This window comes from Citrobacter sp. Ce104, from assembly GCF_030334595.1.
GTDB lineage: Bacteria > Pseudomonadota > Gammaproteobacteria > Enterobacterales > Enterobacteriaceae > Citrobacter > Citrobacter europaeus.
The window spans coordinates 354,946-380,923 of sequence record NZ_JAOWDP010000069.1 but is presented as its reverse complement, the minus strand read 5'-3'; the positions used below and the strand labels follow the sequence as shown (position 1 = coordinate 380,923).

Genomic DNA, 25,978 nt, shown 5'->3' with positions numbered 1-25,978 from the left:
TCTTCTCCTTATACGATCAATGAACTATTGCCATTGTTGCTGGCAAGGGTGGTGGGCATTTCCAGATAAAAGTCACCAATATTCACGGTGGTCGAATTGACGCCCACTAATGTGATGGTGTCAGTGCCGATAGTCACAATGGTGTTGCCATTGTTTCCGGTGATAGACACGCTGCTGGCAAAATTACCCGCGTTGATGCCTAACAAGACGAGATCGAGGAAGTCCTGGCCGCCGTTGGGGTTACTGTCAAAACCGGTGATCCGGTCCTGCCCAAAGTTAGCACCGAAGGCGAAGATATCGCTCCCGGCCCCTCCGTCAAGAATGTCGTTACCCTCCTGGCCATTGAGAATATCGTCGCCGCTACCGCCGGAGAGGGTATCCGCGCCCGCGCCGCCAATCATGACGTCGTTGCCGTTTCCGCCCTGCAGGTTATCAGCGCCATCTCCGCCATCGAGGAAGTCATTCCCGGTACCGCCAAACAACTGGTCATTACCTCCCATACCAAACAGATAGTCATTGCCGGAGCCGCCCGTAATGGTGTTAGCAATAGCATTCCCGGTACCGATAAAGCTGCCGCTGCCGGTAAAGACCAGTTCTTCCACGTTGTCAGTGAGGTCATAGCTGCTGAGGCCGGTACGCACAATGTCCGTACCGCCATTCACACCTTCAATAACCACATCACCGAAATCATCAACGATGTAGGTATCATCGCCCGCGCCGCCGGTCATACTGTCGGCGCCAAGACCACCATCAAGCGTGTCATTACCCGCATCCCCCTGCAGGATATCTTGCCCCGCCTGACCAGACAGACTGTCGTTACCCGCACCGCCCACGAGCAGATCGTCACCTGCGCCGCCCAACAAAGTGTCATTCCCACCTTCACCGCGCAGAATATCGCTCCATGCAGTACCGACGATCGTGTTCGCGCCGTTGGTACCGACAATCAGATCGCCCACAGGCTGTGTGGTGGTCGAGGTCAGAACAACAGGGGGGTTGCCTTCATCGTCGACGACGGTAACCACCACCTGCAGCGTTCGACCGACCATGGCCTGGCCCGGCGTATAGGTCGCGGATGTCGCGCCGTTAATGTTGACGAATCCGGTTGGCGAACTCATTCTCCATTGATAGGTGAAATTACCGCCGCTCAGACCGTCAGCGTCCGCAATGCCCGAAACCACCGCGGTCAGCGTCAGACTTTCAGTCGGAGTGAGGTCATTAATTACCGGCGCACCGGTGGTGGCCTGATTTCTCGGCAGGATTGCCTGAGTTTGTGCCGACACCAGCGTTTCTGCGTCACCCATACGGTCGTTAAAACTGGCTACCACACGCAGCGGCGCGCCCTGAATAGCGCCAGGCACTCTGAACTCCGCACCGGTTGCCTGATCCCGCCATTGGCCGTTGACGAATGCCTGCCAGGTCATCGTGATGGCCACATCCGCTGCCAGCCCATTACCGTCCAGCAAATTCGCCACGTTGACGCGCAGCAGATCGCCCACCGAAGGGTTAGGATTGCTGATGGCGAGATCGCCCGTCGCTTGCTGCGCCGTCACCCACAACTGCTGACCATCGCCAAACTCCAGTTTTTCGATGTTCAACAAACGATCAATGCCATCATTCAGGTTCAGCGCGGCATTGGGCGTAGCGTGATCGACACGCAGGCTACCGTCAGCCATACGGGTGAAGACATAGTTGCTGCTGACATCACGGTACACCGCAACGTCGGTTTCCGTGCCGTTACCTTCATGCAGAATTTCGCGCACAATCGACAGTTGATTCGGTTTCAGCGTGCCGGCAAGCATGTATGACTTCAGTTCGGCCATGCCTTCGGCGCTGGTGAGTCCTGCCATACCGGTAACGGCAATACGCACGTTGAGCCACGCATCGCCATCAATAATATCGTTACCGGCTTTACCCATGATGCGGTCGCTACCGCCGCCGCCGAGTAAAATATCGCTACCATCATCAGGGTTCAGTAGCACCGCGTCCGGGTTAGCAGAACGTTCTACGCCGAGAATGGCCTGAAGCCCGTTGATCCGGTCTGCACCTTCCTGGGTCAGGTTGTTAGAGAGGGGAACACCCTGAACCGGGGCGGTTCCTATCGGCTGTTCCGTCCCGGTCAGGATATCGTCGTATTTCCAGCCCGACAGCCCCTCAACCAGGTCAAAACGATCGCGCAGAATAAATTCCTGCTGGTTAACGAAAATGGGGATCCCAAGATCAGAGTTAGCGCCGTTTGGGTCGCCTTTATGGATAGCCCAGTCGAAACCAGCCATACCATTATTACGCTGGATCCCCGCGCCCTGAACCATGATGTCGTCACCGGCTTCGCCATCGTAGTCGGTGTCGTTACCCTGACCGTTAAGGACATCGTGACCGATAATGGTACTGTTGAAGAACAGCTCAGAGTTATCACCCGCCAGCGTGTCAAACCCGTCGCCGCCTTCCAGCCAGTCATCGCCTTCGTTGCCCATCAGGAAATCACCACCCGAGCCGCCAAGCGCAAAGTCGTTATCCTGACCAGAGAAGACCTCCTGCGCATCTTCACCGACCACCACGAAGTCGCTGCCGCTGCCGCCAAAGACCAGATCGTTGCCATTTCCGGAGAAAATAACGTCATGTCCGGCATCGCCGTGCAGGAAGTCAGCATCGCCAACGGGTGTACCGGTATCGGTAATAATGTCATCACCGTCACCGCCGTGGACCACATCGGCTTCGTCACCGCCGTCCAGTCGGTCATCTCCGCCATCGCCCCACAGGCTGTCGATCCCTTTACCGCCGATTAACGTATCGTTGCCCGCCGTTCCGCCAAGCACCACATGCCCATCACCGGTATATTTCAGATAACCACCGTCCGCAAAGCTATCGCCGTCAACATCCGCGCCAGGGTCGCGACGCACCAACAACGGCGAGAGCAGATCTTTCAGCGGATTACCCCATTTCGGGTCGATTTCCGTTTGCAGCACGCGGTTCACTTCGAAAATATGGTCCGGCGTCTGGAACAGGTTGGCGGGCAGGTGAGAGGAACCCTCCTCACCAAGATCGCTGTTACGCATTACCAGCGCGGAAAACGAGTTGGCCTCCAGTTCGTTGAGTAAGTTAAGTCCCTGAACGCGGCTCAGGTAGTAGAAACGATCGCCGTCCTGCAACATTTCCATCTGCGTTTCAAAGACAAAGTTGAAGGTTGAACCCAGCATGCCGCCAAATTCATTTTTGCGTTCAGCCAGTCCGCCAATCCAGAAATCGACCATATTCAGGCCGGTTTCTTTGGTGGCCCACGCTCCGGTGCTATTAAAGAAATCCATTGCATCTGCAGGTGGGGCGTTATTGGCATCGCCAAACAGCAGGAAGTTAACCGCCGCGCGCTTACCTTCAAGGCTGGTGGCATTGAGGATTAACTCATGCTGACCGTAAGCGGCCATAAAGTTAATGATAGAGGCCGGGTTTTTCAGGTAGGTGGTAAAGTCAGCCCAACTGGTATAGGGGCGTAGTTGGCTATCACCGCTTAATGCAAAAAACTGCTCGCGAGCCTGGTTCAGCGAAGGCATTGCCGTATCACGGCCACGAGCAATATTAAGCGCGCCTAAATCAAGGGGCAGGCCGATGAGATTATTACGCAGAGCATCGGTAATAAACTCATCAATTTCATTGCCCACCTGACGCGTCATACCACGCACAATCGCGCCGATGGCCTGGTCGTCAGTGACGGTGGCACCATTGATTTCATTGAATGCCACAGGATTCAGGAACGCGGCTATCAGGCCAATATCGCCGCTTTGCATATCAATGTCGGTACGCGCCACGGTTTCTGTCAGCATTGAATGCCCGAAACGGTAAACCACGTGCGCAAACTCGGCAAAGATAAGGGGGTTAATATCCGCCGTGTTGGAGAAGACAAACGGATCGACGGCGGGTTGTACGGTACGTGCAAACTCCTCAAACACGAGGTGCTGGTACTGCATTTCCGTGGAGAAGCGACCGGCCTGGAATAAGTACTCGCCATTCCATACCAGAGTACTGGTATTGGCAGGCATCTCAGTGATTTGGTGATTCGGCATCAACCACTGGTTAATGAGGTCGATGTCGCCGGTTTCCAGCAGTGTGGTTTTATACTGTTCAACCAGGCGATTATGTTCGCTGTGAAAAACGGCATGCACAGCGGTTAAGCCAATGTTTTCATTACCACGCCCATCGCCGGTGATAAAGTGGCGGTCGAGCAGTTCGTTATCATAGGTTCCCGCAGGTTGCGCTCCTTCGCCGCCGATAGCACTGTCATCATCCGCCAGCAGGCCCGCTTTTGGCGCGGCAGTATGAGCAATATCATCCAGAAACGCGTGGCCGGTGCGGAACGTCTCCGCAGGTAACAGGCCGCCATTGGCTTCAACCAGGCCGTTGGTGGTCACAATCTGTACCTTCCCGTTTTCACTTAAAATCAAATTACCGTAGCGGTCCGTTGCCAGCAGAGGAACATTAAAAACATCCTGATCGGTGAGTTTTATACCCAGCAGAGTTTCAGCCTGATTTTTAACGTCAGCCCAGGTCGCCAGTCCTCCGTTAGCGCCGCCTAACAGATTTCCCGTTGGCTCGGGTTTACCGTCAATGATTACGTATTCGCGGATGAAAATCTGATGTGAAGGGTGGGAGGTGTAGGTCTGGTTTTGATCAATGAAAGGGGTTGTCAGGTTTACCGTCTCTCGGTTTTCGTTGACCGTCGCCCGGGTTAATAGCATAAAGTTTGTATCCGACCCCTCAACATATAATGGGTCGTCTGGCTGTAGCGGAATGAAAACAATACCGTTGCCACCTTTCGGTATCAAATCCAGACCGTGGTCGAAAAACTGACCAAAGAAGGTCATCCAGCCATTAAAAGCGGGGGAAAGTCCAATATCCGGAGACTGGTTGGGAATAGATAAGCTGCCTTCTCCTGTAATAGTACCACCACCAGGCGCATCTTTTAATGCGTTGAATACCTCCAGAGCCGCCGGGTTTGAAGCCGTCTGGTCCGAAATTAAGTTACTGATAATTCGCGGGTCAGCATCAATAACCATCCCGCCAATTTGGATATAACTGGTCATTTCATCCGCGTCTTGCCAGTTTAATGCGGTTAATCTTGGCATAGTCTGGTCGGCAGAGCCGTATAACTCTTGACCCGGTAAAAGGTTATTCCATGAACCATCCACCGTACGAAGGCCATAAGGTAATAGCGGACTGGAGACTAATTCTCGAAGCATTTCATCATTAACGCTACCATCCGCGTTAGTTGCCGCTTCGGATATTTTGATCTGCTTAAGAATAAAAGCCAGATCGTGCAGAGTGACAGTAAAGTCATATTGTGAGGCCATAAGTCATTACCCCTATCTTTACCTGTATTAGCTATCATCACTCTTTTCTTCTGCTTACAAAAGCTGACAGAAGAATGAGTCGCATCAGATATCTGATTGTTAGTACATGATTAAGCTCCGTATTTTAAAGCACAAACGATATCCACGACCGGGTTAGTGTTATTCTCCAGATATTTAACCAGACCAATAAGATATTCACCTCACTTATGAATTGGGTTTTAGTGACCGATGCTAACCGTGCCTTATTGAAATTAAAGGCATGCTCGGGACGCGAAGTTTTGAGAAGACGAGGTCTTCTCAAGCAGTGAATGTGTAGGTTTTTTTTAAACTCAGATTACATTTATGTGATGATCATAACTATGGTTTTTCCGTTGCCGACTTCACTCATACTTTTTTATGAAAACATTAAATTTTCATTTCTTTACATTTTAATTAATGCCAAATTTCTTATTAAGAAGAATTCTCATTAAGGCGATATTTAAGAGAGCAGGGGCAGATTATAAAATTTAATATTGGATGAAACTTAACGCGACATCATTCCAGAGGCCTGATTATGCTATTAGCGTAAATCAATACTGTGTGATAACTGGCCTACGTTTTGTTAAGTTCCCATCCAGACAGGTAATACAATGAAAAAAAATATAATTCTTCTTTCCGGAATGCTCTTTTCGGCGTTCGGTAACGCCAGTACGCTCTATTTTTATGAAGTCGGAACGGAGGATACAGCACTCGCTGGTGCAGGGCAGGCCGCTCGCGCTCAGGATGCCTCAACGCTATTAACGAACCCAGCGGGAATGACCCGTCTGTCTGACCATATGGTCACCGGAGGGTTGCAGGCGATGGGGGGAGATATTCCCTATACGCTGAACAATAGCGCTGACGAAAGGCAAAGTCCGGGGAACGTAATGACGCTGTTCCCCAATTCCAGTATGTTTTATGCGCAACGCCTGAGCGATACCGTTTCAGCCGGGCTGGGATTATATGGCAACTATGGGTTGGGTATCGATTTTGGCAACTGGGCCGGGGATCGGTTGATTAAACAAAGCACCCTGGTTGCGATGACGCTGAGTCCAGGCGTTGCATGGAAACTGAGTGACAAGGTGTCGGTTGGTGCTGCTGCGGGTTTGAACTACGGTTTTCTGTCTTTAAAAAGAAATGTCGACGGCCGCGATGAAAAACAAAGCGATCATGACTGGGCGTTGAATTACCGCCTTGGCTTATTGATGGATTTAAATGACAAAACACGGGCGGGCATAACCTGGAGCAGCAAGACTGATTATCATTTCAATATTGACGGCAAAGCGCGTTTCCCACATCTACCTAATATTGGCTATGACCTGCCGATTTCCGCCCAGGTCCGCGCGCCACAGCAGGTAATGGTTAGTGTGGTTCACGATATTAACCGAAGATGGTCAGTGATGGGGGATCTTGGCTGGCAGGACTGGAGTCAGTTTGGTAGTCCTCAGATTACAATAAATGGTCAATCTGACGATCGTGTTAATAGGCTGAAAGATACATGGCATACGGCGGTGGGTGTGCAATATCATCCCGATGAGCAGTGGCGAATTAATGCCGGGGTCGCATTTGACAGTTCACCGTACAAAACACAAAGTAATGCCGCGCTTTCGTTACCGACCGGGGATGAATGGCGATTTGCCACCGGGGCTCAGTACCAGATTACCCCAGCCAGTAATATCGGGGTAGCCGTTGAGTATTTGCATATGCAGTCATCCAGCGTTAAATCTGATATCTATGCCGGTGAGTATAAAAATCCGTGGCTTTGGTTTGCCAGCGTTAACTACAGCTATCAGTTTTAGCATCGTTGTTATCAAGTCGAAATGTTATGTATTGTCAATAATCACCATAGCAAAGCATCCATCCACTAATGTTCAGTGACCGTCTGCTGGTGGCCTTCTAAAAAAATCATTTAAATAAAAATAAATTTGTACTTTTAGTATTGCGCAACCTATGGTTTTAATATGAGGCTGTACTATTCTTCATGGAATATACGTAGAATCATAGCGTTATCTCAATCAAAAGAATACAGGTTTGAACATGCAAATTTCACCCCCGGTACGCCCTGAACAAAGCATACAACGTTTAATGCAAGTGCTTGAGCCGATTGCAGAAAATCTTAAGGTTGTACCTCGACGCCGTATCATGTGGAAATACAAAAATAAGCCTCAGCTATATCTTTTCCTGCAAGGAGAACTCTCCATTTTACGTTCGTCTGATGGCCTGTTAATTGTGACTGTCTATGAACCTCATCTGTTCGGTATTGCCGAGATGATCCAGCCGGTCCATGGTCACTTATTACGCGCAGAAGCCGAGTCGACAATATTACGCGTGGATGCCGATAAAGCGCGAGAGCTCTTCCATCAACAAGGGTTGTGGGAAGATGCGGCGGCTGTGCTTTCATATCACACGGGTTATCTCTTTTATCGCGATGATTTAGTGGTACAGCAACGTACCTATTCGGTGATACGAAACCATCTCGAGGAAATGATTTTGTTACCGGAAGAGACCCGCAAACGCATGTCTATTTTGGATTACATTCAGGATCGCACCCACTTATCACGCAGCAGCGTTTTAAATGTCATTTCAGCCCTAAAAAAAGGAGGCTATATTGATTTTGAACGCGGGGGATATCTTACCACCATCAATAAATTACCTGAGCGATTTTGAGGAAATCCAAAAATAAATTAAAAAGCAATTATCACCACAACTTAAATACCCTATTGTAGCGACACGTTATTTGTATCAATCGTAACTGAAAGCCTCGATAGGAAAATCATGAAAAAGACGCTTATTACACTTATTATTGCTAACGCTTTTACAGCCACAACCGCTTTTGCTGCAGCGGATGTCGGAACCTGGTATGCTGGCGGGAAATTTGGTTGGTCACACTATTTTGACTCCAGCACTACTCAACAGAGCAATAATCACGGTGAAAAATTTGGAAATGTTGGCACCGATGGCGATAATGTTGGTGGCGGTGTATTCACCGGTTATCAAATTACACCATGGCTCGCCGTTGAAGGTGGTTATGATTATTTAGGTAATATGCAGTTCAATGGTAAAAATGGCGCATCAGGTTCGCAAATGAAAAGCCAGGGACTGCAACTCACACTGAAAGCAAGTTATGGTCTGAACGACGCCTGGGATGTATATGGTCGGGCAGGTGCCATGGGATATCGCGCAGAGTCCGATATTAAAGGGAATAATCGTTTTGATACCGGTGTCCGTCCGGTAGTGGCGGTAGGTACTGAATATGCCTTTAATAATAATTGGGCAGGGCGCCTTGAGTATCAATGGGTCAGCAATGTCGGTAACGAAAACCAGATTGGAGCAACCAGCGATGTCAGTTCTGTTACGGCGGGACTGTCATATCGTTTTGGCCAGCATGACTAACCTTAGTTAATCAAACAGCCCATATTTAAGAGCCTCCTCATTCATCAATGAGGAGGCTCTTTTATTATTCAATAAGAGAATTAACCGACTGATTGATGCTCAACAGACCCGTTTGATTATGCTCCTTATAATAAAAATTGTTCATCTGTTGCATTTGCTCAAGCTTAGATAATGAAGCATACACCTGGTATGCCTGGCTATGAACATCAAACATCTCATTACGCTTAACATCATGAAGATAATCACTTTTTAGCGTGTTTGCCACGTTTTCAATTTGCAGTTTATTTTCTTGATATAACGACAAGGATCTCGAATTACTGCTCGATTTAGTCACGGAGTTATTCTGGATAACAGGAATAATCATTTTATTAATTCTAATTACTTTCTCCGGTGGCGAAGAGCTACAACCAGAGAGGGTTCCAATGATGAGTAATAGATAAAGTGCACGCATATTTATTGACCTAAGGAGATGGATGCCAGTCATTATCTTTTTAAACAATCCATTGTCTACGGATGATTTATTTAAATAAAAATTTATAATTAAATATTTTTTAATGATACTGGCTTGTAAGGTTATGTTAACCTTTCAATACTCAATCACGCCGTCCTGATAAACATCGCATCGCAGATGCATATCAATAATCAATGAAGCAGTTTTGATCCTGCTTGAAAATTTATTATTAGCAGAGAATTTATGAAACTAAATAAACGAGTAAGCTATCTGGCTTTAGCCGGTGTCTGTTCGACATCGTTAATGTCACTTCCTGCAATCGCACAGGAAGGGGCAAAAGATGCTACAGCTCAAACCAAAAGCGCGAATGATGCCTTATACGGGCAATTGCCATTCACTGATAAAACAGATTTCGTAAATGCCCATAAGGGATTTATCGCTCCGCTTCCCGATGAACTAATCAAAGGAAAGCAAGGGAACATTGTTTGGGATCCGCAGCAATATGCTTTTATCAAGGAAGGCGAAAAAGCTCCCGCTACGGTTAATCCAAGCCTGTGGCGCCAGTCGCAGTTGATCAATATCGGTGGTCTGTTCCATGTAACCGATGGTGTATATCAAATCCGTAATCTGGATCTCTCGAATATGACCATAATGGAGGGGAAAGAGGGAATTACGGTCATTGATCCGCTGGTATCGGCAGAAACGGCAAAAGTCGGAATGGATCTTTATTATAAAAATCGCGGTAAAAAACCCGTTGTTGCCATCATTTATACGCACAGCCATGTTGACCACTACGGCGGCGTACGTGGTGTCGTGGATGAAGCTGATGTTAAATCCGGCAAAGTGAAGGTATATGCACCGGCTGGTTTTATGAAGGAGGCCGTATCTGAAAATATTATGGCAGGTAACGCCATGAGTCGCCGGGCCAGTTATATGTATGGCAATCTGTTAAAACCGGATGCAAAAGGTCAGGTAGGTGCAGGCCTTGGTACGACAACCTCTGCGGGTACGGTGACACTGATTGAACCTACTAATTACATTACCCACACCGGGCAGAAAGAAGTTATCGACGGTCTAACCTATGATTTCATGATGGCGCCTGGTTCAGAAGCGCCCTCTGAAATGCTGTGGTATGTAGAAGAGAAGGGAATGATTGAGGCCGCTGAAGATGTAACCCACACGCTGCATAACACCTATTCGCTGCGGGGCGCGAAGATCCGCGATCCGCTGGCATGGTCAAAATATATCAATGACGTTATTGGCCGCTGGGGAGGTAAGGCGAGCATTATTATTGCTCAGCACCACTGGCCAACCTGGGGTAATGAAAATGTTGTGAAGTTAATGAAGAGCCAGCGCGATATGTACCGTTACATCAACGATCAGACATTACGAATGGCTAACCAGGGTCTGACTCGTGACGAAATCGCCGCTAACTTCAAACTGCCGTCTGGTCTGGAAAAATCATGGGCCAGCCGCGGATACTATGGTTCCGTTAGCCATGACGTGAAAGCAACTTATGTCTTTTACCTCGGCTGGTTCAACGGTAACCCGGCAACGCTGAACGAACTACCGCCAGTAGATGCCGCGAAGAAATATGTCGATTATATGGGAGGGGCCGATGCCATCATGCAAAAAGCAAAAGCGGATTATGACCATGGTAATTACCGTTGGGTGGCGCAGGTGACTAACAATATCGTCTTTGCGGATCCGAGCAATAAAGAGGCTCGTAATCTGGAAGCCGATGCTCTTGAGCAGATGGGTTACCAGGCAGAGTCCGGCCCATGGCGTAATTTTTATCTGACTGGTGCGCAAGAATTACGCAATGGTGTGGTAAAAGGCGCAACCCCCAATACCGCCAGCCCGGATACGGTTAAAGCTATGTCGCCGGAAATGTTCTTCGATTATCTGGCTGTACATATTAATGGCGAAAAAGCGGCAAATGCCCAGGCTGTCTTCAACGTTGATTTAGGCGCTGACGGTGGTAAATACAAGTTGGAACTGGAAAACGGTGTTCTTAACCATAGTGCTGATACTCAGGCCAGTAATGCTGATGCCTCCATTACGCTGAATCGGGCGACGTTGAACAAAATTATCCTGAAGGAAGAATCGCTGAAGCAAGCGGAAGAGAAGGGTGAGGTACAGATCACTGGCAATCACGCCAAACTTGACGAGTTCGTCGGATATTTAGACAGTTTTGATTTCTGGTTTAACATTGTGACGCCTTAATTGTAGATAGAAATCATGTAATAACCCGTCAGCAATGGCGGGTTTTTATTATTGCTGCGGTTCAATTATTAAGAATATAAAAGATCTAAGATATAATGTGGAAATATTTTATCCATAATGTTAATAATTAATGTAATTAAAGTAACACACCATATAATCTGTATATTTTTGTTTTCATGGACGAGAGTTTGTGTATCATGATATAATGCGGCGGAAAAATATGCAGGTTATTAACCTGTCCGTAGCATAAATGAATTTCTGAGGAGACCATTCCAGTGGGACGTAAATGGGCAAACATTGTTGCTAAAAAAACAGCTAAAGACGGTGCAACGTCTAATATATATGCAAAATTTGGTGTAGAAATCTATGCTGCCGCTAAGCAAGGTGAGCCAGACCCAGAATCAAACTCAGCTTTAAAATTCGTTATTGAGCGTGCAAAACAAGCCCAGGTTCCTAAGCACGTTATTGATAAAGCAATCGATAAAGCCAAAGGTGGCAGCGATGAAACGTTCGTGCAAGGGCGCTATGAAGGCTTTGGCCCAAGTGGTTCACTGATTATCGCTGAAACATTGACTTCAAATGTTAATCGTACAATTGCTAATGTCCGCTCAATCTTCAATAAAAAAGGCGGGAATATTGGAGCAGCAGGTGCAGTCAGCTATATGTTTGACAATACCGGGGTGATTGTATTTAAAGGAACAGACCCTGACCATATTTTTGAAGTTTTGCTGAATGCCGAAGTGGATGTCCGTGATGTAACCGAAGAAGAAGGGAACATCGTTGTTTATACTGAATCTACAGATCTCCACAAAGGAATTGCTGCTTTAAAAGAAGCTGGCATTACTGAGTTTTCAACAACAGAATTAGAAATGATTGCTCAATCAGAAATTGAACTTTCACCTGAAGATTTAGAAATCTTTGAAGGACTCGTTGACGCTCTTGAGGCTGACGATGATGTTCAAAAAGTATATCATAACGTTGCAAACCTTTAATTGTAAATTAAAAGGGAAGTGTCACTGTGGCTGATTTTGAACTTACAAATTTGTTATAAAAACATCCAGCCAGATGCATTGATTATAAGAAATAGATAAAGTTTACGTAGAAAATCCAGGTGACTGTCTGTTTTATACTCAAAGCAGACAGTCATGTTCACTGTTTGCCCACAGGATGAGTCAGGGCGTTCTTTTCCCGGGAATCAAAAACCGCCTCCACGTTCAAATGCGACTATAGGTTTGACCTTGTCGTTTATCATCACCGTTACCAACCCTTGAAAATGTATCCAAAGGATAGCCGGGTCGGGCTAATTCGTAACAGCGGACATCGCATCAGAGAGACTATAGATATCAAACGAGTTTTTATTCGAAGGATCTGACTGAAGCTTTACCGCAGCAGTCGCAAGTAAACACACGGATTGCTCAGCGCATTGATGAGCAGGAAAAAATAGCGGAAGCGATTTTACGCTGAAGTTAGTTTCATTAAAGGATTCTGTGAAGATTGCTGGCAGACAGTTGGTGGCCAGGACCGCATGTATGAGTTCGACGAACAGAAACTCACGCCATGTTTCCGGCACCAGAACGGATAGAAAACTTATTCGCTTTAACCGAAGCCGGATTGGGGAAGGGTAAGCACGCGAGTGAGCACCATATGCTGAGGGCCATGAACTGAGAGACCATTATTTTGCATTTAACATAATATACATTATGCGCACTAAGATGGAATGAGGAAGAATCTAAGGTTTTATGGTAGTCCTTGTGCTGCTCAATAATGATGTCGAACCGTTGTTTAAAGCGCCGCGACCTAACTTGAAATGTTTCATTTAAAAACGGAAAGCAGCATGTCGGCGATTCTAAAGCAGATGCATGTAATCGTTATATACTGCTCCATGAGGCATCGCTCACTTTCAGAAAAACGGTAATAAAATTGACCACTATCCAGACAATGCGTAATAAAAATGCTCAACCCATCCAACGCCTGGCACTCTTACTGCTCTTTGCCTGTACGCTAACGGGATGCATATTGACCCGTGTTTCCGACAGCGCACATGCCAAAGAGGTCGACAGTTTGAATGTTATTGGTTTGAGTCTGGATGCCGCGAGACAAAGAGCGACTGAAAAAGGTTTTGTATGCAGCGAATATAGCAATCTCAATACGGTTGTCACCGATTATGGTCAACATCGATGGCTGCAAACTGAATGCAGCAAGAAAAGTGCTGAGCAATTTTGTCCGCAAACGCGTTTTGTGGTTCTCAATGTCGATCCTGAAACGAACAACGTCGTAGATGTGGGTAAATACATCGATCAAAACACCTGTTTTTGAAACCTGAACACCGGCACCGGCACTGACTGTTGTATTAGATTGAGGACGCTAACTTGCTTATCAAAATCGTTATCGCAATGAGCGCATTTGCAGGAAATTCAGTGCTTTGCCGAATCGCGCTAAAGGGTATGCACGCCGATGCCATTTCTTTTAGCAGTCTCAGGTTAATCAGTGGTGCGATTGCCCTTTATTTATTCATCACGATAGCATCTGAGAGTAAAAAAATAGAGTTTAGATGGTTAAACGCCCTGCTACTTTGCATTTATGTTTTCTCATTCTCCGTTGCCTATGTTTCGCTCAATACCGGCACCGGCGCCCTGCTGCTCTTTGGTACCGTTCAGCTCGTCATGACGGTATGGGGATTAGTTCAGAAAGAAAAACTCGTAATATTAAAAATAACAGGGATTCTGGGAGCATTGGTTGGAATAGCGATATTGCTACTTCCTGGTGCTGAGCGGCCTTCCTTGTATGCCTCAGTCATGATGATTATTTCCGGTGTTGCCTGGGCTATGTACAGTATCGCAGGGAAAAAAATCACGCATGCCGTAGCCTCAACGAGTGGTAATTTCATCCTGACGGTCCCGGTTGCACTGATTATTCCCCTCATCTTTCATACCCATCTTCACATTGATATAAACGGAATAATGCTGGGAGTATTATCAGGCGCACTAACATCGGGAGGCGCTTACCTGCTCTGGTACTCGCTTCTTCCGTTGCTCAAAGCCACGACGGCCAGTACCATCCAGCTCAGCGTTCCTTGTCTCGCCACGCTCGGCGGGATCGTGTTTTTGGGTGAAACGCTCACCGCCAGGATCCTTCTTGCAAGCATTATTATTTTAGCTGGAATAGGCTTAGTTATTTTTTCTGATATGAGGAAGGGTTCAAAATAGTCTGACTAATTATCGGCAAAGACGATACAGGACGTGTTGTGCTAGCCGATGATCAGTCGGCAACGCGGGATGCAGGAACTCTTCAGTCTTATTCATGCCCAACCGTATCATCAGGCGCTCTGACGGTTTATTCAGTACGGAAGTAAATGAAACCACCTCACTTAACCCCAGCTCCTCGAAAGCAAACGTCAGGCATGCCTCGGCGGCTTCCAATGCCAGCCCCTGGTGCCAGTGGTCTTTAGCCAGACGCCAGCCTATTTCGGTACAGGGTGAAAAGTGAAATTTATCAGGCTGTGGATGTAAACCTACACACCCCACAAACTGGTGTGTTTCTTTAAGTTCAACGACCCAGAATCCCCAACCGCGCTCTGTAATGCCTTCCTCGAACCTTGTAGCCAGGTTGTCGCTTTCCGTTCGTTGCAGCGGAGTCGGAAAGAAACGCATCACGTCCGGATCGGCATTTAGCGCAGCAAACGGGGCTCTGTCTTTGGCTTCCCACTGTCGTAAAACCAGTCTCGATGTTTCCAGCATATTTCTGCCCTTATCTTTCATTTTCATATAATCTTCTAAAAGAAATGGCTCATCGGCAAGGATTTATGCACCCTTTCCGCCTTTTTCTCTCATACTGGAGATTCATTCATGGCCGACTGGAACCCTTCGCTTTATCTGCAATATGAAACTGAACGTTCAAGACCCGCTGCGGAATTACTCAGCAGAGTGGCGTTAGAGAGTGTCCGTTCAGTCGTCGATCTTGGCTGTGGTCCGGGAAACAGTACGGCATTGCTATATCAGCGCTGGCCCTCGGCTGTAATAACCGGAGTTGATTCCTCACCCGCCATGCTTAATGAGGCGCGAAACGTATTACCGACATGCCGTTTTATTGAAGCGGATATCAGTAAGTTCCAGGTAGAGCATCCCGTAGATCTGCTTTATGCCAATGCGTCATTACAGTGGGTACCCAATCACTATGAACTGTTGCCAAATCTGGTATCGCTTCTTGGTCGCAACGGCGTTTTGGCCGTGCAAATGCCGGATAACTGGCTGGAACCCACGCATGTTCTGATGCGCGAAGTAGCTTATGAACAGGGTTATCCCGACCGGGGCCGGACGCCACTTCCAGGCGTACACGCCTACTATGATATTTTGAGCGAGGCAGGTTGTGAGGTAGATATCTGGCGCACAACGTATTATCACATTATGGATTCTCATCAGGCGATTATCGACTGGGTAAGTTCTACAGGCCTGCGCCCCTGGTTGCAGGATTTGAGTGAAAGAGAGCAACGCCAGTACCTGGCGCGCTACCACGAACTCCTGCAGGAGCAATATCCATTACAGGAAAATGGCAAAATTTTACTGGCGTTTCCGCGAATGTTTATGGTTGCCAGACGCAATAGTTAAGCGTTAATCATCAGACAGATCACAGGAATGAACTATCGTCTATGCGCGCCCTCGCCTTTTTATTATAAGGTTCTAGTGGCAATGGCGTGCATCTGCTAGTGTCTTGCCACGTATTTCTGACGGGAGTTGTTATGTCTAAAGTCTACATTGGTGGGTGTCTGTGTGGCTCGATCCGCTTCACTGCCAGCAGTCCTAATAATTCCCATACCTGTTCCTGCGATATATGCCGGAAACATACTGGCGTGCCGACCGTCGTCTGGATTGAGTTTGCTGCAGAAAATGTAGAATGGACGGGAAAAGCCGGAAAACCGACAACCTGGCGCTCATCTGAAACGACCAGTCGGGCCTTTTGCCCTCAGTGCGGGAGTTCCGTGGGCGCCATTGATGACGCCCCGGTAATTGCACTTTTAGCCGGAGCTTTTGACGATCCTAACGATGAAGATCTGGCCCCAGAGTTTCATTCGTTTTCCGATATGCAACCCGCCTGGTGGCAAAACGAACGTCGCTAAGTGAGTTGATAATGTTTATCCGGCATGTGTTTTGCTGGCACATTTGTTTCATCGTTCATTTGCAGTAAATCGATTTCGATAGCATTGCAAATCGCATCCAGCGGCAGGTCGTTGTTCTCTGTGCCAAACGGATCTTCCAGTTCTTCTGCAAGCGTGTCGAGCGAAATAAAAGTGTAGGAAATAAGCACTGAAATGAAAGGTGTCATGTAGTGCAGATCTACCACTAAGGCGAATGGCAACATGATACAAAACAGGTACACCGTGCGATGAAGGATCAAAGTATACGCAAACGGGACCGGAGTATTCGCAATCCGCTCACAACCTGCCAGCACCGCAGACATATCATTTAACCTATTGTTTAAACTATGGAATAATATATCTGATAGTTGTCCATTTCGCCTGCGCACGGCCAACCACTCCCCCATCAGCAACAATATGCGGTTTGCCGGTGATTGTGAGGCAAATACCGTCTGCAGATCTTTCTCGCTGAGGTACTTCGCCAACGGCGCTGCCTGCGGTTTTCGGCGTAAAGTCATGCGTAAACAGTGGGCAAACGCGATTTGTAGACGAACAAACTGCCCCAGTTCGACGTCATCCGGTAAGGTGGTCTTTACCTCTCGTAAAAGCGATCGGGAAGCAATCATCAACTGCCCCCAAAGGTGGCGGGCCTCAACGTAACGTGAATAGCAGGCGTTATTGCGAAAGCCTAAAAAGATAGCAATAGCCACGCCGAGAATGCTGAACGGCGCCAGAGTAAATTTAATACCCAGCATCGTATACCACGGAAGCATGATAATAACGGCGATGGAGAGCAGGAAGTTCAGCAACAGACGTGAAAAGATTTTTGATAATACGGAACCATGCCAGACGAAAATCAGGCGTAGCCAGTGTTGTTGGGGGCGAACGATCATGGTTATCTTCGGAAAAATGTGAAACCCGTCACATTAGACGCGATAGTGATCAATGTTGCAAGTTAATCGCAACATTAACTAAACATCTTTTTCCTGCCAGACAATTCCCGCACCTGAGTTACAGAATGGCTTAGTATTTAACATACAATAGTATGTTGTAACTAATAATTGTTTTGCAAAAAACCCGGCCTGAGCCGGGCTGTTTTCTTAGCACAGTGGTTTAACGGCTTCACGCATGCCTTTTGCCAGAATGGTATCCAGATCGGCAGAAACCTGCTCCACCAGCCCAGAAACCTGAGTCAGGTCCTGCTCCCAGTGCTCTTTAACGCCCAGTACAGATTTAACCAGATCTTCGGTGTTTATCTGGCGGTCATGATGCAGGGACCAAAGCTGTTGAAAGCGCTCCACCCAGTGCGCATCATCCTGAACCGGATATGACTCACCGTTACGCTCTCCACGATAAAAGGCAATCAGCGCGGCAAGCGCAAACGTCAGGCGCGCCGGCAGTTTGCCGCTGGCCTGTTGCCCTGCCAGCAACTGCGGCAATATACGGGTACGGAATTTAGTCATGCCGTTCAGGGCAATCGACAGCAGCTGATGCTTAATGTACGGATTGCAGAATCGACCGGTCACCGCGCTGGCGAAAGATGCCAGCTCATCGCGAGGTAAATCCAGTACCGGAATGATCTCTTCATAAATAGCTTTTTCAACGAAGGCGCAAATCTCTGCGTCATTCATCGCCTCACCCACAGTATCGAGCCCTGCCTGCCAGGCAACAGGAACCAGTGCGGTGTGCGCGCCGTTGAGAATGGCCACTTTCCGTTCTTTGTACGGTTTGATGTCATCAACAATCAGGACATTGAGCGGATATTTATCCAGACGCAGTTCGGCGGCTAATGACTTTGGCCCCTGAATGACAAACAGATAGAAGTGTTCAGCCGTATCCAGGAATGCATCATGATAGCCAAGCTCAGCTTCAAGTTGCGCTACTTCGTCACGCGGATAACCGGTAACAATGCGGTCCACCAGCGTGGAACAAAATGCGTTGGCTTGATCCAGCCACTGAATAAATGCTTCCGGTAGCGCCCACTCCTGAGCGTAGCGCAGGACCAGTTCACGCAGCGCATCACCATTGTAATCAATCAGTTCGCAAGGGATGATAATCCAGCCTTTATCCGACGCACCATTAAAATGGCTGAACCGCTCGAACAGCAGTCGGGTCAGTTTAGCGGGATAACTCACCGCCGGTGCATCCTCAAACTTATCGCCCGCGTGGTAACTGATGCCTGCTTCAGTGGTGTTAGAAAAAACAAAACGCATATCTGGATTATGCGCCAGCTTCAGGAACTCATCGTATTCGCTATAGACGCTGATTTCGCGGTTAACTGAACGAATTAAACGAGCATCACTTACGGCATCGCCCTTCTCATTCAAGCCACGAATAATGGTGGTGTAGAGACCATCCTGTGTACTCAGCGATGGTGGGAAGGTACTTTCGATAGGACGAACAATGACCACACCTGCGTTCAGATCGGTATGCTCATTCAGCAGATCAACCTGCCAGTCAACGAAGGCGCGCAGGAAGTTTCCTTCACCAAACTGAATGATGCGTTCAGGATACTGAGCACCGGGGAAATCGCGACGATTTAGTGTTTGCACAATGGGTTCCCTTTATGATTAGTCATACAACCTGATTGAATTGGTCCAATAGGTTAGCAAACTTTAATACATTGAAACCCTGTTTTGATCAATTCCCGATAACAAATTAGAGCGTTTTATAGAAAAGTGTGGTCCCGGTCAGCGTCCCGTCGGGCATTTTGGCATAGTCGGGTATCACCCCAACTTTTTGCCATCCGCAATTGTGGTAGAACAACTCAGCGGAACTGCCCGTGGCCGTATCAAGCACCAGCAGCGTCTTGCCTTGTTGATGCGCGCAACGTTCGAGTCCGTTCATCAATTCCCGAGCCACACCGCCCCGTCGCGCAGAGGTGTGAACCAGTAGTTTGGCGACATCTGCACGATGGGGTTGGTTTTCGGGTTGATCGATAATGAGCTGGACGGTACCAACAAGAACCCCCTGTGCGTCCTGCGCCCCCAGAACAATCCTTTCTCCACGGTCGACACTTTGCGCGACGCTCATCCAGAAAGGTCGTGACTTTTCACTCGTAAAAGGCAGCATAAAGCTAACAGAGGCGCCGTCATTGACGCATGTTTCAAGGATGTCGCTGAGCTCGTCGATTCTCGACAGAATCTGTGCCGTACTCATCACAAAGCAGGGTTTGCAGATAGCCATTTTTTCTCCTTAGATTGACCTCTTTATACTGCTTTTAACAAAAGCACAACACAAGGAGACATATCATAGGATTATGTTATCTATGGCTTATTCATTTGAAGCACTAACCAGTGATAAATAACCGTGACAACGTAACGTTGCTGCTCATCGTTAAGCGCGACACCCTGAGGAATATCATGCCATTTCGCCAGACAGCCCCGACAACAGGTGGCCGTAGCATGTTGAGCGATAAAGACCGGATGCCCACGCATGGGCGTCTGCTTACCATCATTGACCGGTAACGCCGGGGCCAGCCGTTTGGCAATAAAATCCGCAGCGTGTTGCTCGATAACCAGCGCACCTTTATCCAGACAATACTGCCTTTCTTTCTGACCAAGACGAAACCGCGAGCGAAACGTTGATTTCGCCAGCCTGGCAAAAAGAGGATCGAGCGTATTCATCAGTAAACCGAGCGCCCCAGTTGTTGTGTTAATTGCTCCAGCACGGCGATACCCGCCAGCGAATTTCCCGCAGGATCCAGTTCCGGACTCCAGACGGCAATCGCCATCTCGTGGGGAACGATAGCCACGATACCGCCGCCAACGCCAGATTTCGCCGGTAAACCTACTCGCCAGGCAAATTCCCCTGCGTTCTGATACATGCCACTGGTAGCCATCAACGCGTTGATCTGCCTGGCCTGCATGGGCGTAACCACGGGCTCCGCAAGATGAAAGGCGTGTCCCTGATTCGCCAGAAAGACGAACGTACGCGCCAGTTCTACACAGCTCATTTTCAACGCACAATAGTGAAAGTAATTTTGTAAAACAGTGGTCACATCATGATGGAAATTGCCAAATGATTTCATCAGCCAGGCGATAGCCGCGTTACGCGCCGAGTGCTCAAACTCAGAACGCGCCACTGTCGAATCATAGGCGATATCCGATACGCCGCTTAACGCCCTAACCACTTCCAGCATCCGTTGACGCGGTGCGCTCAGTCGCCCTTGCAGCATGTCGCAAACCACCAGCGCCCCGGCATTGATGAAGGGATTACGCGGGATCCCCTGTTCCATTTCCAGCTGTACCAGGGAGTTAAAAGGATGACCGGATGGATCCTTGCCGACACGTTGCCAGATCTCATCCTCCTGATAATGACGCATCGCCACGACCAGACTGAGCACCTTTGAAATTGACTGAATAGAAAAGCGCTCTTGCGCATCCCCCGCCTGATAGTGCTGTCCATCGACGGTGCAAATGGCAATACCCAGTTTTGAACCGTCCACGGAAGCTAATGCAGGAATGTAATCAGCGACTTTACCTTGACCAATCAGCGGACGAACCTGCTGCACAATGGTCTCTAAAATTGAATTGTCCATGGCCCTGGCCACAACATGCTCCTTGCTCGCAGGTATGAAAGGCCTGCGAGTATAACAGAGCTGAATACGCAGCGTCAGGCCGGAAGGCGGAATCTGGCCACTGCCTGCATAAGCTGGTGAGATTCATGATGTAGCTGCAAGGAAGAATTGGATGCGGCATTCACCAGATCGCTGGTTTGCCGGGCCTCTCCGTTCAGAACATGAAGCTTACGAGTCAACTGGTGAATACTGTCCCCCTGATTTAACGTTGCCGCCGAAATATCGTTCAGCAATGCGCCGAGGTTTTCCACCAGCGAAATAACCTGCTGTAGATTCTCATCCAGCCCGTTTACGGCATGAAAGCCCTCTTCAATGCCCTGTAAAGAGTGTTGAATGAGCGCCTGAATATTCTGCGTCGACTGACCGCTTTTTCGCGCCAGAAGTCCAACTTCTTTGGCGACCACTGCAAACCCGCGCCCTTGTTCCCCAGCATGTGCAGCCTCGATTGCCGCGTTCAGTGCGAGGATGTTTGTCTGAAACGCGATGTTGTCGATTAGCGTTATAATTCCGCGCATTTCAGACGAGCGCGTCACAATCGCCTGCATTGACGCATTTACCGTCGCCATCATTCGGTCTCCGCCCGCCGCAATATCACGGGCCTGTACAGCACGCTGATTCGCCAGTTGAGCAAAGCCACTGTTATCCTCAACATGCGTTTCAAGAAAACCTATATGCGAAGTCACGGTACTCAACTCTTCACTTTGTTTCGCCGATTGCTGATACAACTGCTTATTATTTTGCGCAAGTTCGCTGATGTTCCCCACCATTGCGGTTGTGGCGTCATTCACCTGCTGTACCAGCGCGCAGAGTCCCTGCTGCATTGCAGCAATTCGCAAACTTAATTGCATCACTTCCCGATTGAACTGACTCACCTGCGGAGCTGGTCGGGAAAGATCGCCTGCCGCTAAAATATCGATATGATCGATCAGCCGTCGCAGCGGTGTTATCACCCAACGAGACATACTGCGCCAGACCAGCACAGCGATAACCACCAGCACCAGAGGAATAAACAAAAACAGATGCTGTAAACGCTCAAGACTGGTCAACAATTGCTGACGCCCGACTTCCGCATGTCGCCCACTTTCCTGCTGAAAGCGGGCGTAGTTGTCGTTAAAATCTGACTGAAACGCCTGTACGGGCACGGCAAAAAAAGCGTCAATCGAACCGGACTGCATCAGCCCGTCCGCTTGTTCCTGAATGCCGCTATAAAAGCGCTGATAGCTCTCCGTGAGTTCTGGATCCGGCTGCGGTTTTAAATGACTCCATGCATCCCATGCGGTTTTTGACTGTGTCAGCGCCCGATGAGCCTCCTCCATTAATGGCCGCCAACTTCCATCAGAGCCGGTGGCGGCATCCTGCATAAAATAAACTCCAGCCCGGTTAAGCAGATCGCTGGCAGACAATAATGCCACCCGCGCTTCATCGATCTTCGCCTGCTGTATTAGCGCGAGCTGATTACGACCTTCATTATGTTGCGCGTCGCTGACAGAGGCCGAGAGCATCAAAGAGGACGCGACCTGCAATACAGAGAACAGTGCAATTATGCAGAAAATACCAGTTAACAAACCAAACTGACGGGGGATCAGACGTTGAAAAATTTGCGTTATGTTCATATTACTCTTCTGTATCAAAGCGTTAGACGCGAATATACGGAGAGTAAATGACAGAAAAATTGCAGAAATAAGACAGGTGCCCCCGATGGAGGCACCCACACCATCAGAGGCGGTTTTTCCAGACGGTCTGCACGTTACAGAACTCATGCAGGCCAAAGTGAGAGAGCTCGCGGCCAAAACCACTTTTCTTCACGCCGCCAAATGCAACGCGGGCATCGCTGGCACTGAAGCCATTGATGAATACGCCTCCACATTCCAGGCGTGACGCCATATTCTGTGCCAGCGCTTCATCTGCGGTGAACACCGTGGCGGATAAACCGAAATCACTGTCATTCGCCAGTGCTAAGGCATGTTCCGCATTCTTTGCCACGGTAATCGCTGCAACCGGGCCAAACAACTCCTGACGAAAAGCCGTCATCTCTGGAGTGACATCACCCAGTACCGTCACAGCATAGTAATTGCCGTGGCCTGCAAATTTTTCCCCGCCGAGAAGTAATCGCGCTCCTTCAGCAAGGGAGGCTTCAACCTGCTGATGAAGCTCATCACGCAGATCAAATCGCGCCATCGGACCCAGATCGTTTTCTTCGTTCAGCGGATCGCCCATTTTGAGCGCGCTCGCGGCCGCGACAAAACGAGCCGTAAATTCTGCCGCAATACCTTCTTCAATAATGAAACGCTTGGCTGCCGCACACACCTGCCCAGTGTTCTGGTAACGCCCGGCAACTGCCGCCTTAACGGCCAGGTCAAGATCAGCATCATTAAGGACAATAAACGGATCGGAACCACCCAGCTCAAGCACACATTTCTTCAACGCCGCCCCTGCCTGAGCGCCAATCGCCGCACCGGCACGAACACTGCCCGTCACCGTTACCGCCGCAATACGCGGGTCATTGATCATCTGACTTACCCCAGCGTTGTCGGCATTCACCCAACCGTAAACCCCGGCAGGAACATTCGCATCAGCAAATACCTGGGCGATAATCGCAGCACAGCCGGTTACATTCGGTGCATGCTTTAACAGGTAGCCATTTCCGGCCAACAGAATCGGAATAGCGCCACGCAGTACCTGCCAGAGTGGGAAGTTCCACGGCATGATCGCCAGAATGGTTCCTACGGGGCGGTACTCAATCACAGCCTGATTGTTTTCCACCAGCGTAGGTTCAGGATTGAGCATCGCCGGGCCATGTTCGGCGTACCAGTCGCACAATGCGGCCGATTTGGCAACTTCACCCCGTGCCTGCTTGATGGGTTTGCCCATTTCACGGGAAATACATTGCGCCATCTCTTCCGCACGATGACGCAGAGCCTGCCCAATATCACGCAGCGTTTGCGCACGGTGTTCAACGGAAGTATGTTTCCATTCGCTGTAGCCTTTCGCAGCAAGGCTCAGCGCATGTGCAATCTCTTCAGCGCTCGCCCATGGCATCGCTGCCAGCCTTTCTCCATTAGCAGGATTAACGGAAATCGCATGTGTTGCTGCTGTGATAGTCATAGTTGCCTCTCTTTATCGCAGGGTATGGTTATATCATGCGCATATTTACTCTTTCTGAAAAATGAATAATATTAACCACACCATTCACGAATAGAGAACAACATGGATCTGACGCAACTGGAAATGTTCAATGCCGTCGCAGAGACCGGCAGTATTACGCAGGCCGCTGCGAAGGTGCATCGCGTGCCATCTAATCTCACCACCCGCATTCGCCAGCTTGAAGCCGACCTTGGCGTCGATCTGTTTATTCGTGAAAACCAGCGTCTGCGACTTTCCCCATCCGGGCACAACTTTTTGCGCTATAGCCAGCGGATCCTCGCACTGGTTGAGGAAGCGAGAATGGTCGTCGCCGGGGATGAACCACAGGGGTTGTTCTCTCTTGGCTCGCTGGAAAGTACTGCCGCTGTGCGAATCCCCGCCACGCTGGCGGAATATAACCAGCGTTACCCCAAAATTCAGTTTGCGCTGGCGACAGGCCCTTCGGGCACGATGCTGGATGGTGTGCTCGAGGGGACGCTGAACGCCGCCTTTGTTGACGGTCCGATTACTCATCCTGGCCTTGAAGGAATGCCGGTCTACCGTGAAGAGATGATGATTGTCACGCCGCACGGTCACCCTCCCATCCAGCGGGCCAGTGATGTTAACGGTTGTAGTATTTACGCCTTTCGCGCCAACTGTTCCTATCGCCGCCATTTTGAAAGCTGGTTTCATGCCGATCGCGCAATGCCCGGCACCATTCATGAAATGGAGTCGTATCACGGAATGCTGGCCTGCGTTATTGCAGGCGCGGGTATCGCGCTGATCCCGCGTTCGATGCTGGAGAGCATGCCTGGGCATCATCAGGTCAATGCCTGGGCGCTAAGCGAAAACTGGCGCTGGCTGAATACGTGGCTGGTCTGGCGCAGAGGCGCAATGACGAGGCAACTGGAAGCGTTTATTGAGGTCTTGAACCCCCAGTTGTCGCAGAATAGGGATTAACTGGCAATCGTCAGTTGGCAGGGTAATTGTTCTAGTTGCTCGCGCACGCCCTCATTGAGCCGGGCATCGGTCACAATATCCGTCAGCGCATTCAAATGGGTAACATTAAACAATGACCACGCGCCATATTTTGAACTGTCTGCCAGCAGTACCCGGCGACTGGCGTTGGCAATCAGGTCACGTTTTACCCCGGCCTTCTCTTCCGTCGGCGCGGTGATCCCACGCGCCAGATCCCAACCGTTACAGCTTAAAAACGCGATATCCGGCCAGACGCTCTGCAACAGTTTACGCCCATGCTCGCCGATGCATGACTGGCTGGAGTCATCAATCCGCCCGCCAATGATCGTCACTTCAATTTGTTTAAACTCGGAGAAAAAAAGTGCGATGTGCAGATCGCTGGTGATGACCCGCAGCGGCAGATGGGTGAGCTGACGAGCCAGTTCAATCATTGTCGTACCTGCATCCAGAACAATAGAATCCCCTGCCTTCACCAGGCTTGCTGCCGCGCTGGCGATCGCTTGTTTTTCTTGCAGGCTGCGTTGCATTTTCTCATGCGTAGTAGGCTGCGATGGGATAAATCGGTTAAGCGTCACACCACCATGGGTACGGCTGATCACGCCTTCCTGATCGAGTTTAATCAGGTCGCGACGAATAGTCGCCGGAGAGGCGCCCGTCACGGCAACCAACTGTTCTACCGTCGCCAGATTATGCCCTTTCAGATAATCCATAATCTGTTCTAACCGATTATATCCCTTCAT

At 49.1% G+C, this 25,978-nt stretch carries 21 protein-coding genes; 10 read left to right on the top strand and 11 right to left on the bottom strand.

Annotated features, from left to right (window positions below; all coding sequences use genetic code 11):
• Nucleotides 1-8: 8 nt before the first annotated feature.
• Nucleotides 9-5,339 carry a peroxidase family protein gene (locus tag OGW16_RS24590; RefSeq protein WP_286519174.1) on the bottom strand — a complete coding sequence of 1,777 codons (5,331 nt, stop codon included), beginning with the start codon at nucleotides 5,337-5,339 and terminating at the stop codon, nucleotides 9-11.
• 629 nt (nucleotides 5,340-5,968) lie between these two features.
• On the opposite strand from OGW16_RS24590, the gene OGW16_RS24585 reads away from it, so the two are divergent.
• From OGW16_RS24585 to OGW16_RS24575, 3 genes are all read left to right on the top strand, one after another.
• The gene (locus tag OGW16_RS24585) at nucleotides 5,969-7,156 is read left to right on the top strand and encodes an OmpP1/FadL family transporter (RefSeq protein WP_075146166.1); all 1,188 of its coding nucleotides are present in this window, start codon (nucleotides 5,969-5,971) and stop codon (nucleotides 7,154-7,156) included.
• Nucleotides 7,157-7,394: 238 nt separating this feature from the next.
• Nucleotides 7,395-8,024, top strand: a complete 630-nt coding sequence (locus tag OGW16_RS24580) for a winged helix-turn-helix transcriptional regulator (RefSeq protein ID WP_075146165.1) — start codon at nucleotides 7,395-7,397, stop codon at nucleotides 8,022-8,024.
• A 108-nt stretch (nucleotides 8,025-8,132) separates the two neighbouring features.
• Nucleotides 8,133-8,750, top strand: coding sequence for an outer membrane beta-barrel protein (locus OGW16_RS24575; RefSeq protein ID WP_047411283.1), 618 nt, complete (start codon nucleotides 8,133-8,135; stop codon nucleotides 8,748-8,750).
• A gap of 64 nt (nucleotides 8,751-8,814) precedes the next feature.
• Here the strand turns inward: OGW16_RS24575 and OGW16_RS24570 are convergent, their stop codons facing one another.
• Nucleotides 8,815-9,201 carry a KPN_03583 family lipoprotein gene (locus OGW16_RS24570; protein WP_075146383.1) on the bottom strand — a complete coding sequence of 129 codons (387 nt, stop codon included), beginning with the start codon at nucleotides 9,199-9,201 and terminating at the stop codon, nucleotides 8,815-8,817.
• 243 nt (nucleotides 9,202-9,444) lie between these two features.
• On the opposite strand from OGW16_RS24570, the gene OGW16_RS24565 reads away from it, so the two are divergent.
• From OGW16_RS24565 to OGW16_RS24550, 4 genes are all read left to right on the top strand, one after another.
• Nucleotides 9,445-11,427, top strand: a complete 1,983-nt coding sequence (locus tag OGW16_RS24565; RefSeq protein ID WP_286519170.1) for an alkyl/aryl-sulfatase — start codon at nucleotides 9,445-9,447, stop codon at nucleotides 11,425-11,427.
• 275 nt (nucleotides 11,428-11,702) lie between these two features.
• Nucleotides 11,703-12,419, top strand: a complete 717-nt coding sequence (locus OGW16_RS24560) for a YebC/PmpR family DNA-binding transcriptional regulator (protein ID WP_043016333.1) — start codon at nucleotides 11,703-11,705, stop codon at nucleotides 12,417-12,419.
• A gap of 928 nt (nucleotides 12,420-13,347) precedes the next feature.
• Nucleotides 13,348-13,743, top strand: coding sequence for a hypothetical protein (locus OGW16_RS24555; RefSeq protein ID WP_286519168.1), 396 nt, complete (start codon nucleotides 13,348-13,350; stop codon nucleotides 13,741-13,743).
• 53 nt (nucleotides 13,744-13,796) lie between these two features.
• On the top strand, nucleotides 13,797-14,633 hold the full coding sequence (locus OGW16_RS24550; RefSeq protein WP_087050559.1) for a DMT family transporter: 837 nt from the start codon (nucleotides 13,797-13,799) through the stop codon (nucleotides 14,631-14,633).
• A 9-nt stretch (nucleotides 14,634-14,642) separates the two neighbouring features.
• Here OGW16_RS24550 and OGW16_RS24545 read toward each other — a convergent pair whose 3' ends face one another.
• Nucleotides 14,643-15,164 carry a GNAT family N-acetyltransferase gene (locus OGW16_RS24545; RefSeq protein ID WP_286519166.1) on the bottom strand — a complete coding sequence of 174 codons (522 nt, stop codon included), beginning with the start codon at nucleotides 15,162-15,164 and terminating at the stop codon, nucleotides 14,643-14,645.
• A 108-nt stretch (nucleotides 15,165-15,272) separates the two neighbouring features.
• On the opposite strand from OGW16_RS24545, the gene tam reads away from it, so the two are divergent.
• Both tam and OGW16_RS24535 read left to right on the top strand, forming a co-directional pair.
• Nucleotides 15,273-16,031 carry a trans-aconitate 2-methyltransferase gene (gene tam / locus OGW16_RS24540; protein ID WP_043016337.1) on the top strand — a complete coding sequence of 253 codons (759 nt, stop codon included), beginning with the start codon at nucleotides 15,273-15,275 and terminating at the stop codon, nucleotides 16,029-16,031.
• A 131-nt stretch (nucleotides 16,032-16,162) separates the two neighbouring features.
• Nucleotides 16,163-16,540, top strand: coding sequence for a GFA family protein (locus OGW16_RS24535; RefSeq protein ID WP_047411299.1), 378 nt, complete (start codon nucleotides 16,163-16,165; stop codon nucleotides 16,538-16,540).
• Here the strand turns inward: OGW16_RS24535 and OGW16_RS24530 are convergent.
• The 7 genes from OGW16_RS24530 to sad all read right to left on the bottom strand — a co-directional run bounded on the left by OGW16_RS24530 (nucleotide 16,537) and on the right by sad (nucleotide 24,242).
• Nucleotides 16,537-17,451 carry a bestrophin family protein gene (locus OGW16_RS24530; protein WP_043016339.1) on the bottom strand — a complete coding sequence of 305 codons (915 nt, stop codon included), beginning with the start codon at nucleotides 17,449-17,451 and terminating at the stop codon, nucleotides 16,537-16,539. The two genes, OGW16_RS24535 and OGW16_RS24530, sit on opposite strands and share 4 nt — an antisense overlap.
• 207 nt (nucleotides 17,452-17,658) lie before the next feature.
• Complete coding sequence (locus OGW16_RS24525; RefSeq protein ID WP_286519165.1) at nucleotides 17,659-19,110, bottom strand: tagaturonate reductase; 1,452 nt, start codon at nucleotides 19,108-19,110, stop codon at nucleotides 17,659-17,661.
• 106 nt (nucleotides 19,111-19,216) lie between these two features.
• A complete protein-coding gene (locus tag OGW16_RS24520) occupies nucleotides 19,217-19,744 on the bottom strand; it encodes a GNAT family N-acetyltransferase (RefSeq protein WP_043016341.1) in 528 nt (175 codons plus the stop codon).
• An 80-nt stretch (nucleotides 19,745-19,824) separates the two neighbouring features.
• Nucleotides 19,825-20,184: a DUF4186 domain-containing protein gene (locus tag OGW16_RS24515; RefSeq protein ID WP_200007009.1), complete on the bottom strand. Its 360-nt coding sequence runs from the start codon at nucleotides 20,182-20,184 to the stop codon at nucleotides 19,825-19,827.
• Nucleotides 20,184-21,110: a glutaminase B gene (gene glsB, locus OGW16_RS24510; protein WP_043016343.1), complete on the bottom strand. Its 927-nt coding sequence runs from the start codon at nucleotides 21,108-21,110 to the stop codon at nucleotides 20,184-20,186. The genes OGW16_RS24515 and glsB overlap by 1 nt, the downstream gene beginning before the upstream one ends.
• 62 nt (nucleotides 21,111-21,172) lie before the next feature.
• Nucleotides 21,173-22,750, bottom strand: a complete 1,578-nt coding sequence (locus OGW16_RS24505; RefSeq protein ID WP_043016344.1) for a methyl-accepting chemotaxis protein — start codon at nucleotides 22,748-22,750, stop codon at nucleotides 21,173-21,175.
• A 103-nt stretch (nucleotides 22,751-22,853) separates the two neighbouring features.
• A complete protein-coding gene (sad, locus tag OGW16_RS24500; protein ID WP_172863047.1) occupies nucleotides 22,854-24,242 on the bottom strand; it encodes a succinate-semialdehyde dehydrogenase in 1,389 nt (462 codons plus the stop codon).
• A 102-nt stretch (nucleotides 24,243-24,344) separates the two neighbouring features.
• On the opposite strand from sad, the gene ptrR reads away from it, so the two are divergent.
• A complete protein-coding gene (gene ptrR, locus OGW16_RS24495) occupies nucleotides 24,345-25,220 on the top strand; it encodes a putrescine utilization regulator PtrR (RefSeq protein WP_043016346.1) in 876 nt (291 codons plus the stop codon).
• On the opposite strand, the gene OGW16_RS24490 is transcribed toward ptrR, so the two are convergent.
• Nucleotides 25,217-25,978 carry a DeoR/GlpR family DNA-binding transcription regulator gene (locus OGW16_RS24490; RefSeq protein ID WP_043016347.1) on the bottom strand — a complete coding sequence of 254 codons (762 nt, stop codon included), beginning with the start codon at nucleotides 25,976-25,978 and terminating at the stop codon, nucleotides 25,217-25,219. The two genes, ptrR and OGW16_RS24490, sit on opposite strands and share 4 nt — an antisense overlap.